The sequence below is a fragment of the Agrobacterium sp. CFBP2214 genome (genome assembly GCF_030209895.1).
In the GTDB taxonomy this organism is placed as follows: Bacteria; Pseudomonadota; Alphaproteobacteria; order Rhizobiales; family Rhizobiaceae; genus Agrobacterium; species Agrobacterium radiobacter.
On record NZ_JARVRC010000006.1, the window covers coordinates 1 to 16670 of the forward strand.

Sequence of the window (16670 nt, forward strand, 5' to 3'; positions counted from 1 at the left end):
TCTCGCCTGGTTCGAAACTCTGCTCAATGATCGTCAGCTTTTGCTCGGTTGTCCACCGCCTGCGGCGAACATCACCCGTCAGCAATTCAACGTGTCGGTACTCGTTAGACATAAGCCTATACCCAAGCCTGTGCTTGAGCCTTTCTGCTTATGCCGACTGTCCGGTCGAAATGGGGGGCAGTTCATTGACCAGTGATCAAATCTAAACCTGCAATTGATTTGGATTGTTTTCATGAGTGCTTCACCTACAGGCAAGCCAAACTCGTGGCTTGCACCAGCACCAATTATGAAGACAGTGTTGTCCCGAAACATTCCAGCCGCCTAATTTGCAATCTACCCTAAGCAAACTAAATCATGCGTTGAGTTTGGCTTGCAATACTATTTTTACGGGGAAGATCGCGCTTTTCGAGATATGCCCAGATTACTGCCAAGGCAGTTAGAGCGATGATCGACGCAAGCACAACGGACACCATCCCTTGAGCAGAGACTTCCAGTCCCAGGAATTTTATGGTGATTTTGGGCATCGGGCGCACCTCTTCATTAAAAAACGAATGAAGGTGCTGCTGCTGCTTCGCATAATGAGATGTGGGAGAGGCTCGTCAATGATATTATTGCAACATGTCCCCTACACCGCATCTATTACTTCTGCCGGTGGAAAACGGGAATGCGTACTGACGCTCATTTCCTGTAAGCCGCCAGCCCCATAGCTAAGATCGCCAGAATGAAGATGAGGACTACCGCCACGAGACCAGATGCACTGGCTTCGAGGAATAGGAATTTGACTGATAGTTGCTGATCCATTGAGCGCGCACCTTTTGATTAAAAACAAAATGAAGGTGCTGCTTGCTGCTTCGCAGTATCGCCGCCTTAATATTTCCAGTCAACACAAGAGGCGAACAAACCATGATTCAGAGGGTTCTAATTCGCCTTAGACCACCTGATCCACAGGCTGGCTCAATCAAAGCTCGTCATTTGCCGTCTGTAGCAGGGGGTCTCACCCCTTAGTAGTCGATGATTAGATTGAGTTCGTATTGAACCTTTTTTTTCGCCTTGGCATGGCTGATCGCCACTTCTGCAAAACCATGAGCTTTAGCATTGGCAATTACCCAATCTATCGTCTCAAACAATTCCTTTCGCAGCCTCTCGCTGTTCGCGAGTTTATCGATTGTATATTTTTGCAAGTCTCATATCCCGTGACAGGGATATGCCGATATTCATAATATAAATTCGTTTCACTTCTCAGCATATCATTTTGATAATATTGGTTTTTCGTTTAATTTTTTCGTGCGTATGCCCATGCGGCTTCCAATGCTGTCTTCTGGTTTTCAAGAGAATACCCCTGCCCGTAATATACCGCGTGACCTTTGACGGAATGCCCCATGATGGCGCTTTTCAAACCAAGATCGCAGCCTGATCTTTTCAATAGATCGTCCAGTCGATGGCGATATGAGTAATGTCCCTTCCCCGGAACAACCTTCCTAAAGAAATCGGACATGGAACAGTTCATGCGCGTCGAACCTTGACCGTCTTGGAAAGATGGAAACCCGTTCGGAAAGCTCTTCATAACTTCCAGAGCATCGCCCGTTAGGACAATATTTCTGTGCCGTACCCCACCCTTCTTTACCTTTCTACGCAAAGAGTTAGGGCGCACACTGATGAAAGGTATTGGAGCGTCAAGACTAATGTCCGCTGCCTCCATCCAAATGAGTTCTCGAACACCGCAGCCTGTCATTTCGCCAAGGATCGCGATGGCTTTGCATTCTTCTCTCATCGAAGATTCCTTCAGCGCGGCTCTGGCAATTTTGACTTCCGCTTCAGTGAACGGCTTCCGTTTCGCGGCATCTTCAAGGTTGATAGATTTGAAGTTCTCAAAAGCGTTTGCCCGTTCTGGATAGTGAGAGGAAATTACGACATCCAAGATGATCCGAAGCCACATCAGTTTCTTATTGGCTTCATCGCTCTTGAATTCCCCTTCTTCACACGCAGCAATTAGCTTCGTGCGATACTCAGCGACATGGCGTTTCTCTATTTTTAGAACATCTGTGTGCGTGGGCATCCGCTTCAAGAAGTCTTCGGTCGCCTGCTCAAACCGACGCCACTTCCGCCTCTTCTCTACTTCGTTCACGCCAAAGACTTTCTCAGGCGACAACTCTTGAAATAGTTTGAATGCTTTGTCCCATAGCAAAGGGGGAGTCTCCAGCGCCCCGGCAATCGCAACGGTCTCAACTGGATTCAGCGTGGACTTGAGCGCCTTAACACTTTCTCTGGCTTCGTATGCTTGGAGCAACTGCGACACGTTGAAATTGCTCAAGTCTGAGTGAGGAAAATATTCAACATTGAGCTTTTTTGCCGTTAACTTTATCTCGCTGTAATCAATGCGAACGTCATCCGGCACAATATCGTTGTCCATGGGGACCGCATATTTTACCTGCTCAACGGGCAATCGCCTCCGCGCAGTCGCCTCATCCTTCGTCCTCAAAGACCGCCAAATCTGGCGATGTTTCGTCAACGGCTTTAGCCGTTTCGGAACATTCATGACGAAGTAGTAGTAGCCGTTTTCACGCCTTATAAGATTGGGATGAACACCCATGAACAAATCTCCCTAACAAATCCCGACCTCAACCTCTTAAATATTGATGATGTCGAATATTAGTATAAATTGGCGATATTAGTCAATACGTCGGATTTTATTTCTGTTTTTTGCGATTTTTGTTTTCAAAACGAATTATTATTTCTTATTTGTTTTGAAAACAAATCGAATAAGACGCCAATTATACTAATTCATCTGAAAGATTTTCAGATGAACTATTAGCAAATCTATTAGCAATTTGCCGATGTGACATCTTCAGCAAGCAACATTTGAAGCCTGACGATTGACATGAGTTTTGAATTCTCCTATGAAATCAATCTCTTCCGAGGGGTGTGCTACGGCACTGAGACGGTATTGCGCCGAACCCTTATCTACCTGATCCGGGTCATGCCGGCGTAGGAACGGAACTGTCGCGCCCGAGGGGCGCTGCCCTTTCTCTTCTCCGCTTTGCCCTGATCTCCGTGATTGTCACATCTGGAGACGAATGATGATGCTGAAACCTTCCGCCCTTCGCACACGGTGCGTCTGCGTCTGAGGTCCGGCCCATGCGTGCCACCCATGCGCTGAACGGTGTCGGTCTTCTGCTGGTTCTCTGGCAGGCGGGGACGTGGCTGTTTGCGCCACCCCGCTATATTCTGCCATCGCCCGCTGATGTTGCCGGCGCTTTCCTGCGCCAGCCCGGTTTCCTGTTCGGGCAGGCAATGGTGACGCTCAGCGAAATGGCGCTCGGGCTTGCGGCAGGCATCGCCGCCGGCATTCTCGTCGCTTTCACCATTGCCGCCATCCCGCGCCTCGGCCGCCTCGTCTGGCCCATGGTTCTGGTGTTGCAGGCCTTTCCGGTGTTCGTGCTCGCCCCCATTCTCGTCCTCTGGTTCGGTTTCGGCATGGCCTCGAAAGTGGTCATGGCGGCGATCATCATCTTCTTTCCGGTCGCGTCCTCCTTCACTGACGGCCTCAACCGCACGGAGCGCGCCATCCTCGACGCCGCTTCGCTGACAAAGGCGAGCCACTGGCAGGTCCTCACCCGGTTGCGTGTGCCGCTGGCGCTCCCGTCGCTGATCTCGGGCCTGAGGGTGGCAGCGCCGCTCGCTCCGCTGGGCGCCGTCATCGGCGAATGGGTGGGCGCATCCGCAGGGCTCGGATTTGTGATGATCCAGTCCAATGCCCGGATGCAGACCGACACCATGTTCGCCGCCATGGCCATTCTCGCGGTCATGGCGGTGTTGCTGCGGCTTATCGTCGATCTCTCGACAGCCCATCTCGCCCCCTGGGCCAAAGAAACAGAACACACCACTCCTTTCAGATATTTGCGGAGACTTTCGGCACCATGAAACGAACTCTTCTTTCCCTCGTCGTCGCGGCTGCAAGCGTGCTTGCGCCCATGCAATCCCAGGCGGCCGACAAGCTCACCGTATTGCTCGAATGGTTCGTGAATCCGGATCATGCGCCGATGGTGATCGCCAGGGAACGCGGCCTGTTTGCCGATGCCGGGCTGGAAGTGGAACTGGTTCCGCCCGCAGACCCCTCCGCCGTGCCGCGTCTCGTCTCGGCAAAACAGGCCGATATTGGCGTGCATTACCAGCCGAACCTCTATCTCGACCACGACGCCGGCCTGCCGCTCGTGCGTTTCGGCACGCTGGTCGAAACGCCCCTCAATACCGTCACCGTTCTCGCCGATGGGCCGATCAAGAGCCTGAAGGATCTGAAGGGCAAAAAGGTCGGCTTTTCCGTGTCCGGCTTCGAAGATGCCATGCTGAAGCGCATGCTGGAAAAGGACGGGCTGACGAAGGATGATGTCGAACTCATCAACGTCAATTTTTCGCTCTCACCGTCGCTGATCGCTGGCAAGGTGGATGCCACGCTTGGCGGTTTCCGCAATTTCGAGCTGACGCAGATGAAGCTCGAGGGACATGAGGGCCGCTCCTTCTTTCCCGAGGAACATGGCGTTCCGGCCTATGACGAGCTGATCTTCGTCACCCATCGCGATCTCGTAAAGGACAGCCGCCTGCCGCGTTTCCTCTCGGCCGTAGAACAGGCCGCGATCTTCATCACCAACCACCCACAGGAATCCTGGCAGCTTTTCATCAAGGCCTATCCGAACCTTGATGACGCGCTGAACAAGCAGGCCTTCTTCGACACGCTGCCGCGTTTCGCCAAGCGCCCCGCCGCACTCGACCGCACCCGTTATGCCCGTTTCGGCGCTTTCATGCAGGAGATGCAGCTGATCAAGCAGGCGCCGGCGGCGGACGACATTGCCGTGGAGCTGCAACAGCCATGACCACGACTTATCCAACAGCAACAAAGGCCGCCGACATACTGGAGCGCGTGCGCAACACGCGCCCGCGCGTACATTGCCTGATGAACACCGTGGTGCAGAAATTCACCGCAGACGGCATCACCGTCGTCGGCGGAATTCCTTCCATGACCACCTCGCTCGAGGAAATCGAGAGCTTCGTGGCCAAGGCGGATGCACTGACCGTCAATCTCGGCACACTGGATGCCGAACGGCGCGGGGTCATCCGGCTGGCGATAGAGATCGCCAATGCCTCCGGCAAGCCGTGGATCGTCGACCCCGTGCATTGCGATTATTCACCGTCGCGACTGGAGTTCGCGCGCGAACTCATCGCACTTTCCCCGACGATCGTGCGCGGCAATCACGCCGAAATGAGCCTGATCGGCGATGTGCCTGATGTGGTGAGGATCGAGACCGGGCCTGTGGATCACCTCAGCGACGCGACCCGCAGCGTCAGGATCGTCAACGGCCATCCGTGGATGGCGAAGGTGACTGGCACTGGTTGCCTGTCGGGCGGCGTCATCGCCGCCTTCATGGCGGTGGAAAAAGACGCACTGACGGCGGCGGCCTCCGCCCTTGCCGTGACAGGCGTTTCCGCCGAACTCGCCGCCAGACGCGCCGGAGGCCCCGGCACATTCGAACCGGCGTTTCTGGATGCGCTTTCCGAAATTTCCGGTGAGGACATCATCAATCACGCGAGGATAGAGCATGAACAAGGTTGATTACCGCCTCAACGCATTGGTAGACGCAAGCCTTAGCGATGTCGCGCCGCTGCCGGAGCTTGCTCTGGCCGCCGCACTCAATGGCGCGACCATTCTGCAATATCGCGACAAGAACGGCTCGACGCGGGAGATGATCGAAAACGCCCGCGCCATTCATGAGGCCATCGCCGGCACCGGTGTTCCGCTCGTCATCAACGACCGTGTGGATGTGGCGCTCGCTTCTGGCGCGGACGGGGTGCATCTCGGCGCCGACGACATGGATGCGAAGACCGCAAGGCGCATTCTCGGCGAAAAGGCGATCATCGGCCTCACCGTCAAGAATCGCACCGATGCCGAACGGGCAGCTTCCATGCCCGTCGATTATGCCTGCATTGGCGGCGTGTTCGAAACCGTTTCCAAGGTCAATCCGGACAAGCCGGTCGGGATCGACGGTTTTTCGACGCTACGCGCCCTTCTGAAGGAATGGCGGCCGGATATGCCGGTGGGCGCCATTGCCGGCATCGATCTTGCGCGCGTACCCTCCGTCATCGAGGCGGGGGCGGATGGTGTCGCGGTCATTTCCGCCATTTTCCGCGCGGGCGATATTGCCAGTGCAGCCAAGGACTTCCGCTCCGCAATTGACGCAACGCTGAAAGCAAGACAACCATGACATCAATTGCATTGACCATTGCCGGCTCCGACAGCGGCGGCGGCGCGGGCATTCAGGCTGATATCAAGACCTTTTCAGCGCTTGATACCTATGCGGCCAGCGTCATCACCGCCATCACCGCCCAGAACACCAGAGGCGTGACCGCGGTGGAGGATATTTCCGTGGCCACAATCGTCGCGCAGATGGAGGCGGTTTTCTCCGATCTTGCCGTCAATGCGGTGAAGATCGGCATGGTATCGCGGATCGAAACCATCGCCGCCATCGCCGAACGGCTTCGGCAGCAATCACAGCCTGTGGTGCTGGATCCGGTCATGGTGGCGACGTCAGGCGACCGTTTGCTGCATGAAGATGCCATCGAGACATTGCGGCGCGAGCTTTTGCCGCTCGCCGCCATCGTCACGCCGAACCTGCCGGAAGCGGCGTTGCTGACCGGCACGCCGATGGCCACCACGGAGAAGGAGATTACCCGTCAGGCCGATGCAATCCTGAAGGCGGGTGCGAAAGCGGTGCTCATCAAGGGCGGCCATGGTGAGGGGCCGCAGAGTACGGATTATCTGTTTGCGGACGGCGCCATGCAGGCGCTTTCCGTGGCACGGGTGGAGACGAAGAATGACCACGGGACGGGGTGCACGCTGGCGGCGGCGATCACGGCTTATCTTGCCAGGGGTTGTGAGTTGCGGGAAGCGGTGGGGCTTGCGAAGGAGTATCTGAGCGGGGCGCTCGATGCCGGGCGGGGGCTTGCCGTTGGACATGGGCGGGGGCCGGTGCATCATTTTTATCGGTGGTGGCGTTAGTGCAGAGTGCGGGGCTTACCCCCTCTGTCCTGCCGGACATCTCCCCCTCAAGGGGGGAGATCGACAAGTGGCTGGCCCACGACATTCAGTGACGCCACTTTATTGATAGTAGATGATTGCGAGGGAACAAGCCGTGGCTCCATCCGATCTCCCCCCTTGAGGGGGAGATGTCCGGCAGGACAGAGGGGGGTAAGCCCTACACTCCACGCTACCTCGCCTTCGGCGTCGCCAGCACATTCCGGATCGCAAAACTCGAATGAATGCGCGAAACCCCCGGCAGTTTCGACAGAATTTCCTTGTGAATGCGCTCGAAATCCCCCGCACTTTCCGCCTCGCAGCGCAGAAAATAATCCGAGCCACCCGTCATCAGATAACATTCGCGGATTTCCGGATATCGCCGCACCGCGTTTTCGAAACGGTTGAGAAAATCCTCCGTTTGCCGATCCAGCGTAATCTGCACGATGACCGAAATCACCTCGCCGCCGGCAAGACCGCTGGTCAGCGCCGTGTACCCGCGAATAATCCCTTCCCGCTCGAGAATATCGACCCGGCGAAGGCAGGCGGATGCCGAAAGTCCGACCTCTGCGGCAAGCTTGGCATTACTGATGCGGGCATTGAGCCGAAGCAGGCGGATGATATGGCGGTCGGTCGCATCGAGTGACGACATAGAAGATTCCAATTAGCAAAAGAAAATTGTGTGATTGCGAATCCTATCGCATTTCCTTCGAACAATCGCCAAGAAATTCGATAATCGTTGCAATACCCTCATGAGATAAAAATGAGGGTGAACGACATGGATATGCAGATCAGCCGCCAGCAGGCAGCCGGTGGTGCAAGCGGTCATCTGACCATCGACCTCGGCGCATTGCGCGACAATTATCTGACCCTCGCGGCGATGGCGCCAGCATCGCAGACGGCGGCCGTCATCAAGGCCGATGCCTATGGCCTGGGTGCGGATATCGTCTCGCAGACCCTGTTCGAGGCCGGTTGCCGCAATTTCTTCGTCGCCCATATCGATGAAGCGCTGGCGCTCAGGCTCCGACTTTCGGCAGAAGTGCGGATTTTCGTCCTCAATGGTCTTCAGCCTGGCAATGAAACCTCCTGCGCGGCCATGGCCATTACCCCGGTTCTGAACTCACTGGAGCAGATCGCTCAATGGTCAGGCCATGCCAAGAAGCTTGGCAAAAGGCTTGCCGCCGCGGTGCAGATCGATACCGGCATGTGCCGTCTCGGCCTTTCCCCCGAAGAGCTTGAAGTCCTCGCCTCGCAGCCGCAATTGCTTGATGGTATCGACATCGCCTTCATCATGAGCCACCTCGCCTGCGCCGACGAACCGAACCATGCCTCCAATGCCGCTCAGCTTTCGGTGATGCGCAAAGCTGCCATTGCTTTCCCTGATGTACCGGTCTGTTTTTCCAACTCCGGCGGCATCTTTCTGGGCAATGATTACCACAATCATCTCCTGCGCCCCGGCATCGCGCTTTATGGCGGCGCCCCCTCTGTTGCCCGCCCCAACCCGATGAAGCCGGTCGTTCGTCTTGACCTCGCCGTCATCCAGACCCGCACTGTTCCAGCCGGTTCGCTGGTCGGTTACGGCGGATCTTTCGAGGCAGCCGGTCCGACGCGCCTTGCGACAATCGCGGCCGGTTACGCTGATGGCCTGCCGCGTTCGCTCAGCAATCGCGGCGCGGCGTGGTATAACGGCGTGCGCCTGCCGATTGCGGGCCGCGTTTCGATGGACAGCATTATTCTCGACATATCCGCCCTGCCCGAAGACGCATTGACGCAAGGCAGTCTCGTGCAGATGATCGGGCCAGACCAGACGCTGGAAGACATTGCCGACGATGCGGGCACGATCGCCTATGAGATCCTGACAGGCCTCGGACGCCGTTATCGCCGCAGTTACATTCAGCCGGGTGAAACCCCGGCCATTGCTTCAACATCAGTCAATCACAAGTGAGACGATCATGAACGTCACTATCCTCGGAGCCGGCGTCGTCGGCGTGACATCCGCCTGGTATCTGGCCAAAGCCGGACACAAGGTGACGGTGATCGACCGCCAACCGGCCGCGGCGCTGGAAACCAGCTTCGCCAATGCGGGAGAGGTTTCCCCCGGCTATTCCTCGCCCTGGGCTGCCCCCGGCATTCCGATGAAGGCGATGAAATGGCTGTTCATGAAACACGCGCCGCTGATCATCCGCCCGACGGCCGACCCGGCCGCCTGGCGCTGGATGAGCCAGATGCTGCGCAACTGCACCTCGGCACGTTATGCCATCAACAAGAGCCGCATGGTGCGCGTCGCCGAATATAGCCGCGATTGCCTGATGGCCCTGCGTGAAGAGACCGGCATCGAATATGACCAGCGCATGCAGGGCACGCTCGAAGTATTCCGCACCCAGAAGCAGTTCGACGCCATCGGCAAGGATGTCGACGTGCTGACGGCAGGCGGCGTGCCTTTCGAAATTCTCGACCGCGACGGCTGCGCCGCCATCGAACCCGGCCTCGCGCCGGCGAAGGAGAAGATCGTGGGCGGCCTGCGCCTGCCGGGCGACGAGACCGGCGATTGCTTCATGTTTACCACCGAACTTGCCCGCATGGCCGAAGAAGCCGGCGTTACCTTCCTTTACGATACCGGCATCATGCGCCCCATCGTTGAAGCGGGACGTGTCAAGGCGGTGGAAACCACCCGGGGACTGGTGGAGGCTGACATTTTCGTCGCCGCACTCGGCAGCTATTCTCCGCAATTCCTGCGCCAGCTTGGCCTTACTCTGCCGGTTTACCCGGTGAAGGGGTATTCCATCACGGTTCCGATCGTGAAGGAGGAGCGCGCGCCCGTCTCCACGGTCATGGACGAGACCTTCAAGGTGGCGATCACGCGGCTCGGCTCACGCATCCGCGCCGGCGGCATGGCTGAAATCGCCGGCTTCAGCAAGGATTTGCCGGCCGCGCGGCAGGAAACACTGGCTCATTCGGTGGAAGACCTGTTCGGCGGGGCTGGTGACCAGACCCAGGCGAAATTCTGGTGCGGCCTGCGCCCGATGACGCCGGATGGTACGCCTGTCATCGGCGCTACCCGATACAGCAATCTTTATCTCAATACCGGCCACGGCACGCTCGGCTGGACCATGTCCTGCGGCTCCGCACGGGTGCTTGCCGATCTCATCAGCGGGAACAAGCCCGAGATAGATACGCACGATCTGGCGATCAGCCGTTACGCCGCCTGATGCGAGTTTAGTCCGCCCATCCCCGTCCCGCGAGACGGGATGGGCAGTCAATCAGAGCGCCAGCGCATCCTTCAGCGCCAGACCTTCCATCATGCGCAGATCAAGGTCGGCCTCGATGTGGTCGAGATGCTGCAACATCAGCGCGCGGGCCTTTGCCGTATCCTTTACTTCTAGCGCATCCAAGAGATCGGCATGATCATTGTGGCCGCAGCTCGAGACACCCGAGCGGCCATAAAGCGCGATCACCAGCGACGAGCGGGCGACCAGTTCGTCCATGAATTTTTCCAGAATGGCATTGCCGGCAAGCGAGGCCAGCATCAGGTGGAAATCGCCCGATGCCTTGATTTCCGCGCGTCTGGCGCTCGGGCCACGTTCATGCTGGTGGCGGCTTTCCTGCACCAGATGCTCCCTTAGCCGTGCCACAGCCGCAGGCGTGATTTTTTCGATTGCCGCATCCACGACGCCCGGTTCGATCAGCCGGCGCGAGGCGAAAACCTGTCGCGCTTCGTCCGGCGTCGGATTGGAGACGAAGGCCCCCCGGTTGCGTTCCGCCTTCACCAGCCCTTCGTAAGCCAGCATCTGCAATGCCGCGCGCACCACCGTGCGGCTGACATCGAACAGCGTTCCCACTTCCGATTCCGACAGCTTCGTGCCCGGTGCGAGCCTGCGATCGACAATGGCGTCACGCAGCGTATCGCGAATGGCCTGGGCGCGGTCTTCATGCGAGGTGTCGGAATTGACGGTTATCTGGGAAAGGCTCATCGGGGCGTCCTGTTTGTTCTTGAGTTCTAGCGCGAAGTGCGGCGCACGCAAACAGGAATTGCGGGCAGCCGCCGGTCCGCCACAATTCATTCAGCGCCCGTTCAGCAGCCGGGCTGTATTTCCTTAACCATCGAATTTGCAACTGGCAGCACCCTGCCACCTGTACGGAAGAACACACCATGTCGTCCTTTGCAGCTAAAACAGTTCTGACAATTGCTGTCGCCGCCGCTACCATTGTTCCCTTGAGCAGCGCATCCGCTGGCGACTGGGACCGCCGTGATCGTCGCGATGCTGCCATTCTGGGTGGCGTACTCGGTCTTGCCGCTGGTGTCGCCGTCGGCTCCGCAATGTCCCGCCCGGCGCCGGTGGATGATGAGCGCGTCTATATCGACCCGCCCCGTCGTTATGAGCCGAGCTACGTCTACGAAGAGCCGGACTATCGTTATTATCGGCCGCAGCCGCAGCCTGTTTATCGCCCCGCCCCGGTCTATCGCCCGCAGCCTGTCTATGACAGCCGCCCGGTTTACGGCCAGCGTGCCACCTATCGCACCATCGAGCCCTGGACCAACGCCTGGTACGACTATTGCTCGCAGCGTTACCGGAGCTTCAATTCCCGCACCGGGACCTATACGGATTATGATGGCCAGCGTCATTTCTGCGTAGCGGGTTGATCAAGCCGACCTTCGGCACAATTATGGTCGTTATTGTCAGGCCGTGGACGGAAACGTCCGCGGCTTTTCATCATGCGTCAACCGGGCCCCGCGCCGGCTCACGCCGCGCCGCTCTTCACATAATCCGCCCGGTTGATGCCGTGGCGTTGCAGCTTGTCGTAAAAGGTCTTGCGGGCTATGCCGAGCGTGGCGATGGTTTCCGCCACGTCGCCATTCGATTGTTCCAGCGTTTCGCGGATGATGCGCGCTTCGATCTCATCCATGCGCTCCGGCAAGGTGCCGGACGCGGGGAGCGCGGATTGCAATGCAGGCGCGTCCGCCGGTTCCGTCTCCAACCCCAGCACCACCCTTTCGGCGAAATGCCCGAGTTCGCGCACATTGCCCGGCCAATCGTGGTCATTGAGGCGACGGGAAATACCGGCGCTGATCTGCGGCACCGGCATGTTGAAACGGTTGGCGGCCTTGGTGACGAAATGGGAGAACAGCAGCGGAATATCCGCCTTGCGTTCGCGCAGCGGCGGAATGGACAGCGTCACCACATTCAGCCGGTAATAGAGGTCCTCGCGAAACGTACCACGTTCGGACGGATCGCCAAGATCGACCTTGGCCGCCGCCACCACGCGAATATCGACCGGCCGCTCCTCGTTCGACCCGAGTGGCGAGACCTCGCGCATTTCCAGCACACGCAGCATCTTCACCTGCACCGCAAGCGGCATGCTTTCGATCTCATCCAGAAACAGGGTGCCGCCGCTCGAATGTTCGATGCGGCCGACGCGTTTTTTCTGTGCGCCGGTAAAAGCTCCCGGCTCATGGCCGAAAAGCTCGCTTTCAATCACCGTTTCCGGCAGCGCCCCGCAATTGAGCGCCACGAAATTGCCTTTTGAGCGTTTCTTGCTCCAGCGGTGAAGGGCCGTTGCCACCACTTCCTTGCCGCTGCCCGTCTCGCCTGCCACCAGCACATCCACGTCGGTATCGGCAATGTGCCGGAGCGTGGTGCGCAGGCGCTCCATGGCCGGCGTCTGGCCGATCAGCGGCAGATCATCCTCTGCCTGCCCCGCCGCCCGGCGAAGGGCGCGGTTTTCCAGCACCAGCCGGCGCTTTTCCAGCGCCCGGCGGGCACTTTCCACCATGCGCTCGGCAGGAAATGGCTTGGCGATAAAATCATATGCACCGTTGTGAAGCGCATCGACGGCCATCGGCACATCGCCATGCCCTGTGATGAGGATGACAGGTAGATCGGCATCGATCTTGCGGACATGGTCGAAAAACTCAAGCCCGGTCATGCCCGGCATACGCACATCGGTGATGACGACGCCGTCGAAATCCTCGTTCAAGGCCGCAAGCGCCTGTTCTGCGCGAGAAAACGAAGTAACCGGCAATCCATCGAGTTCCAGCGTCTGCACCATCGCCTTGCGCAGCTGGGAGTCGTCGTCCACCAGGAATATGGTTCCGTCCACCGTCATGTCATGCTCGCTTCAGAAATACGGAAAAACGAGTACCCGCCTCGCTGCTTTCCATCTCGATACGCCCGCCATAATCCGAAGCAATATCGTTGGAGATGACGAGACCGAGGCCGAGGCCGCTTTCCTTTGATGTGTTGAAGGGCGAAAAAAGCTGCGCGCGGATGGCTTCAGGAATACCCGTGCCATTGTCGCAGACGGAAAGCACGACCATGCCGCCTTCCTCGCGCACACGCACCTCGACACGGGCCGCCCCAATCTCTTCAGTGGCTTCCAGCGCATTTTGCAGAAGGTTGATGAGGATCTGCTCCAGCCGGATACGGCTGCCGAGCACTTTCAGGTCCTGATCCGGCAACGCGATATCCAGCGCATCCATCTGCCCGGAAAAGCGGCTGCGCAACAGCATGACCGCGCCTTCGATGACCAAGCGAACGCTGACAGGCTCGGCGGCGGTGCGGCCCTTGCGGGCCAATATTTTCAGATCGCCGGTAATGGTGCCGATACGCTCGGTCAACGCCGCGATGTTTTCGAGATTTTCGGTGGCCTCGGACATGCGGTCGCGTTTCAGCAGGGTGCGGGCATTGTCGGCAAAGGCGCGGATCGTCGCCACCGGCTGATTGATCTCGTGCGCCACACCCGCCGCCACCTGCCCCAGAATGGAAAGGCGGTTGGCCTGAACCAGCTCGTGCTGCACATTACGCAACTCGCCGGTGGTTTTTTCATGCAGGGCGATTTCGGCCTGCAAGTGATCGCGGGTTCTGGTCAGGTCGCGGGTGCGTTCCTGCACCTTCATTTCCAGCTCAGTGCGGGCACGCTGTTCCTCTTCCTTTTCCCTGAGCGCCTTGTGCCGGCGCCACAGCCACAGGGCCGAAAGCGCCATCAGCGGCATCAGCGTCGCCAACGCCACCACCCTGCCCTCGCGGATTGTGGCGTTCAGCGCCGGCGCCACGGGCTGCAGATAATGCAGGGTCCATGAAGTGGTCGGAACCGGCATTTCGAGCTGCAGATAATCGCCGCGCTCGCTCCCCGGTTGATCGACATGAATGAGCGGAACGCCCTCGCTTGAGCGCCGCGCAGCGTGAAATGGCAAGGTTGAAAGCGCCTCATTGCCAAATTGCAGGCTCTCGGAAATGATTTTCCGCTGCGCCTCATCAATCGGCGCGACGGTCCGGAAGCGCCATTCCGGCACGCTGGTCATCAGCACGACGCCGTTTCTGTCGACCACATAGACCGGCTTGCCGCCGATATTCCAGTCGGTCTCCAGCCGGTTGAACTCGACCTTGGCGATGACGACGCCAAGCGGCCGCCCGTCGGCGGAATCGATGCGGCGGGAGATATAAAGACCCGGCCGGCGGCTGACATTGCCGAGCGCATAATGTTCGGACATGCCGGTCTTCATCGCCGCCTGGAAATATTCGCGGAAAGCATAATTGGAACCGACAAAGCTGTCCGCCTGCCGCCAATTGCTCGACGCAATCGTCAATCCGGTCGGCCCGGTCACATAGATCACCGAGGATTGCGTACCTTCAATAAGCCCTTCCAGCTTGCGGTTCAGCCGATCGAGGGCAGGAGCACCACCACCATCCAGCGCGGCGGCAAGATCGGGATCTCCTGACAGGACCAGCGGAATGGCGCGCGGCCGCTCCAGCGCAACATTAAGAAGCGCGATCTTCAATTCGGCATCCGTGGCGGCCTCGGAACCCGCCGCCCGTAGTGCCTGGTTGCGGGCGAACTCATCGGCCACCAAGAGAACACCAAGACTGACGAGCAGCCACAGACCCGCCAGCGCCAGCCATTGCGCCCGCCGTTTCGCCTGGGAATGAGGTGTCTGATCCTGATAGGTCATGGGATAATTGTGCGGATTTACGCACAGATCGCAAGAGATTTTGTCCGGAATTCCGCACAAATGCCCTTGAGCCGGCGAAGCTTCAATAAAAACTACTTTTGAAATCAGCTGGTTACGGCAAATAAGCAAGTCTGGCATGCGTATTGCACATGACTCCACAATCGGCGCGAAGCCGTCAACGACACGGCGATCCCGGGAGGCCAATAAAGGCAGGGTGAGGCCGAGGAGGAAAAAACATGATCGATACGACAGCCGTGGCCGCAGGCCACGCCAAAATGCCATTTTACAAGCACCTGTATTTTCAGGTTCTGGTGGCCATCATCGCCGGTATCGCGCTCGGCCATTTCTATCCGGCTTTCGGCGAACAGCTGAAACCGCTCGGCGACGGCTTCATCCGCCTCGTCAAGATGATCATCGCTCCCGTCATCTTCCTCACAGTCGCGACCGGCATCGCCGGCATGAACGATATGAAGAAGGTTGGCCGCGTGGCCGGCAAGGCCATGATCTACTTCCTGGTATTCTCCACGCTTGCGCTCATCGTTGGCCTCATCGTCGCCAACACCGTGCAGCCGGGCGCCGGCATGAACATCGATCCCGCCACGCTGGATGCCAAGGCCGTCGCGACCTACGCCGACAAGGCCCATGAGCAGACCATCACCGGCTTCCTGATGAACATCATCCCGACCACCATCGTCGGCGCGTTCGCCAGCGGCGATATTCTGCAGGTACTGTTCTTCTCGGTGCTCTTCGGCATCGCGCTCGGCGTCGTCGGCGAAAAGGGCAAGCCCGTCACCGATTTCATGCATGCCCTGATGTATCCGATCTTCAAGCTGGTCGCGATCCTGATGAAGGCCGCTCCCATCGGCGCTTTTGGCGCGATGGCCTTCACCATCGGCAAATACGGCATCTCGTCCGTTACAAACCTCGCCATGCTGATCGGCACGTTCTACATCACTTCCTTCCTGTTCGTGTTCGTGGTTCTCGGCGCCGTCTGCCGTTACAACGGTTTCTCCATCGTCGCGCTTATCCGCTACATCAAGGAAGAGCTGCTTCTGGTTCTCGGCACGTCGTCTTCCGAAGCCGCCCTGCCTGGCCTGATGAGCAAGATGGAAAGGGCGGGCTGCAAGCGCTCCGTCGTCGGCCTCGTCATCCCCACCGGTTACTCCTTCAACCTTGACGGCACCAACATCTACATGACGCTGGCCGCTCTCTTCATCGCACAGGCGACCGGTATCCACCTCTCCTTCGGTGAACAGATCCTCCTGCTGCTCGTTGCCATGCTCTCGTCCAAGGGTGCGGCCGGCATCACCGGCGCTGGCTTCATCACGCTCGCAGCCACGCTCTCCGTCGTGCCTTCGGTTCCAGTTGCCGGCATGGCGCTGATCCTCGGCATCGACCGCTTCATGTCAGAATGCCGTGCGCTTACCAACTTCGTCGGTAATGCGGTCGCCACCATCGTCGTCGCCCGCTGGGAAGGCGAACTGGATCAGGACCAGCTTGCCCGCGTTCTGAGCGGCAAGGAAGAGTTCACCGGCATCGCCGATGTGGATTCGCTTCCGGCATCGGTCCAGCCGGCCGAATAATACGACCTCCCAAGGTCTGGCCTGTCCCGGTTTTTCCCGGGCAGGCAACTACAGAAAGCCCGGAGCATCTTGCGAT

16 protein-coding genes, 1 pseudogene and 1 riboswitch are annotated in these 16670 nt (G+C 58.4%); of the genes and pseudogenes, 10 read left to right on the forward strand and 7 right to left on the reverse strand.

Annotated elements, in window-relative coordinates; translation table 11 throughout:
- Positions 1 to 196 (forward strand): annotated as a pseudogene (locus QRN60_RS26610) (hypothetical protein); the annotation flags it as partial.
- Positions 197 to 347: 151 nt separating this feature from the next.
- Here the strand turns inward: QRN60_RS26610 and QRN60_RS15760 are convergent.
- The 3 genes from QRN60_RS15760 to QRN60_RS15770 form a co-directional block, all read right to left on the reverse strand.
- Complete coding sequence (locus QRN60_RS15760) at positions 348 to 524, reverse strand: hypothetical protein (RefSeq protein ID WP_162686973.1); 177 nt, start codon at positions 522 to 524, stop codon at positions 348 to 350.
- 477 nt (positions 525 to 1001) lie between these two features.
- Complete coding sequence (locus QRN60_RS15765; protein ID WP_111818049.1) at positions 1002 to 1181, reverse strand: hypothetical protein; 180 nt, start codon at positions 1179 to 1181, stop codon at positions 1002 to 1004.
- 92 nt (positions 1182 to 1273) lie between these two features.
- A complete protein-coding gene (locus tag QRN60_RS15770; protein WP_111818048.1) occupies positions 1274 to 2590 on the reverse strand; it encodes a DUF6538 domain-containing protein in 1317 nt (438 codons plus the stop codon).
- Positions 2591 to 2906: 316 nt separating this feature from the next.
- A riboswitch (TPP riboswitch) is annotated at positions 2907 to 3009 on the forward strand.
- A gap of 126 nt (positions 3010 to 3135) precedes the next feature.
- Between QRN60_RS15770 and QRN60_RS15775 the strand changes: the two genes are divergently transcribed.
- Genes QRN60_RS15775 through thiD form a run of 5 tightly spaced genes read left to right on the forward strand, consistent with a single transcriptional unit; the run spans position 3136 to position 7048 of the window.
- Positions 3136 to 3921 (forward strand): ABC transporter permease, encoded by a 786-nt coding sequence (locus QRN60_RS15775; protein ID WP_111818047.1) that lies wholly within the window; start codon positions 3136 to 3138, stop codon positions 3919 to 3921.
- Positions 3918 to 4868: an ABC transporter substrate-binding protein gene (locus QRN60_RS15780; protein ID WP_162686972.1), complete on the forward strand. Its 951-nt coding sequence runs from the start codon at positions 3918 to 3920 to the stop codon at positions 4866 to 4868. Before QRN60_RS15775 ends, QRN60_RS15780 begins: the two co-directional genes overlap by 4 nt.
- Complete coding sequence (locus QRN60_RS15785; protein WP_111818046.1) at positions 4865 to 5605, forward strand: hydroxyethylthiazole kinase; 741 nt, start codon at positions 4865 to 4867, stop codon at positions 5603 to 5605. Before QRN60_RS15780 ends, QRN60_RS15785 begins: the two co-directional genes overlap by 4 nt.
- Positions 5592 to 6254, forward strand: coding sequence for a thiamine phosphate synthase (gene thiE / locus QRN60_RS15790; protein WP_111818045.1), 663 nt, complete (start codon positions 5592 to 5594; stop codon positions 6252 to 6254). Before QRN60_RS15785 ends, thiE begins: the two co-directional genes overlap by 14 nt.
- A complete protein-coding gene (gene thiD, locus QRN60_RS15795) occupies positions 6251 to 7048 on the forward strand; it encodes a bifunctional hydroxymethylpyrimidine kinase/phosphomethylpyrimidine kinase (protein WP_111818786.1) in 798 nt (265 codons plus the stop codon). The genes thiE and thiD overlap by 4 nt, the downstream gene beginning before the upstream one ends.
- A 208-nt stretch (positions 7049 to 7256) precedes the next feature.
- Here the strand turns inward: thiD and QRN60_RS15800 are convergent, their stop codons facing one another.
- The gene (locus QRN60_RS15800) at positions 7257 to 7715 is read right to left on the reverse strand and encodes an Lrp/AsnC family transcriptional regulator (RefSeq protein ID WP_003500727.1); all 459 of its coding nucleotides are present in this window, start codon (positions 7713 to 7715) and stop codon (positions 7257 to 7259) included.
- A gap of 126 nt (positions 7716 to 7841) precedes the next feature.
- On the opposite strand from QRN60_RS15800, the gene alr reads away from it, so the two are divergent.
- Together alr and QRN60_RS15810 are read left to right on the forward strand one after the other, a co-directional pair.
- Positions 7842 to 9008, forward strand: a complete 1167-nt coding sequence (gene alr, locus QRN60_RS15805) for an alanine racemase (RefSeq protein ID WP_111817955.1) — start codon at positions 7842 to 7844, stop codon at positions 9006 to 9008.
- A 7-nt stretch (positions 9009 to 9015) separates the two neighbouring features.
- Positions 9016 to 10272, forward strand: coding sequence for a D-amino acid dehydrogenase (locus QRN60_RS15810; protein WP_003506393.1), 1257 nt, complete (start codon positions 9016 to 9018; stop codon positions 10270 to 10272).
- 51 nt (positions 10273 to 10323) lie between these two features.
- Here the strand turns inward: QRN60_RS15810 and QRN60_RS15815 are convergent, their stop codons facing one another.
- A complete protein-coding gene (locus QRN60_RS15815) occupies positions 10324 to 11034 on the reverse strand; it encodes a GntR family transcriptional regulator (RefSeq protein WP_087745761.1) in 711 nt (236 codons plus the stop codon).
- A gap of 179 nt (positions 11035 to 11213) precedes the next feature.
- On the opposite strand from QRN60_RS15815, the gene QRN60_RS15820 reads away from it, so the two are divergent.
- Positions 11214 to 11705 (forward strand): BA14K family protein, encoded by a 492-nt coding sequence (locus QRN60_RS15820; RefSeq protein WP_060726896.1) that lies wholly within the window; start codon positions 11214 to 11216, stop codon positions 11703 to 11705.
- Between the two features lie 98 nt (positions 11706 to 11803).
- Here the strand turns inward: QRN60_RS15820 and QRN60_RS15825 are convergent, their stop codons facing one another.
- Positions 11804 to 13168: a sigma-54-dependent transcriptional regulator gene (locus QRN60_RS15825; protein ID WP_060726897.1), complete on the reverse strand. Its 1365-nt coding sequence runs from the start codon at positions 13166 to 13168 to the stop codon at positions 11804 to 11806.
- Between the two features lies 1 nt (position 13169).
- Entirely contained in the window at positions 13170 to 15011 is a 1842-nt protein-coding gene (locus tag QRN60_RS15830) for a sensor histidine kinase (protein WP_111818787.1), read from the reverse strand.
- Between the two features lie 236 nt (positions 15012 to 15247).
- Between QRN60_RS15830 and QRN60_RS15835 the strand changes: the two genes are divergently transcribed.
- Positions 15248 to 16594: a dicarboxylate/amino acid:cation symporter gene (locus tag QRN60_RS15835; protein WP_111817950.1), complete on the forward strand. Its 1347-nt coding sequence runs from the start codon at positions 15248 to 15250 to the stop codon at positions 16592 to 16594.
- The last annotated feature ends 76 nt before the right edge of the window (positions 16595 to 16670 follow it).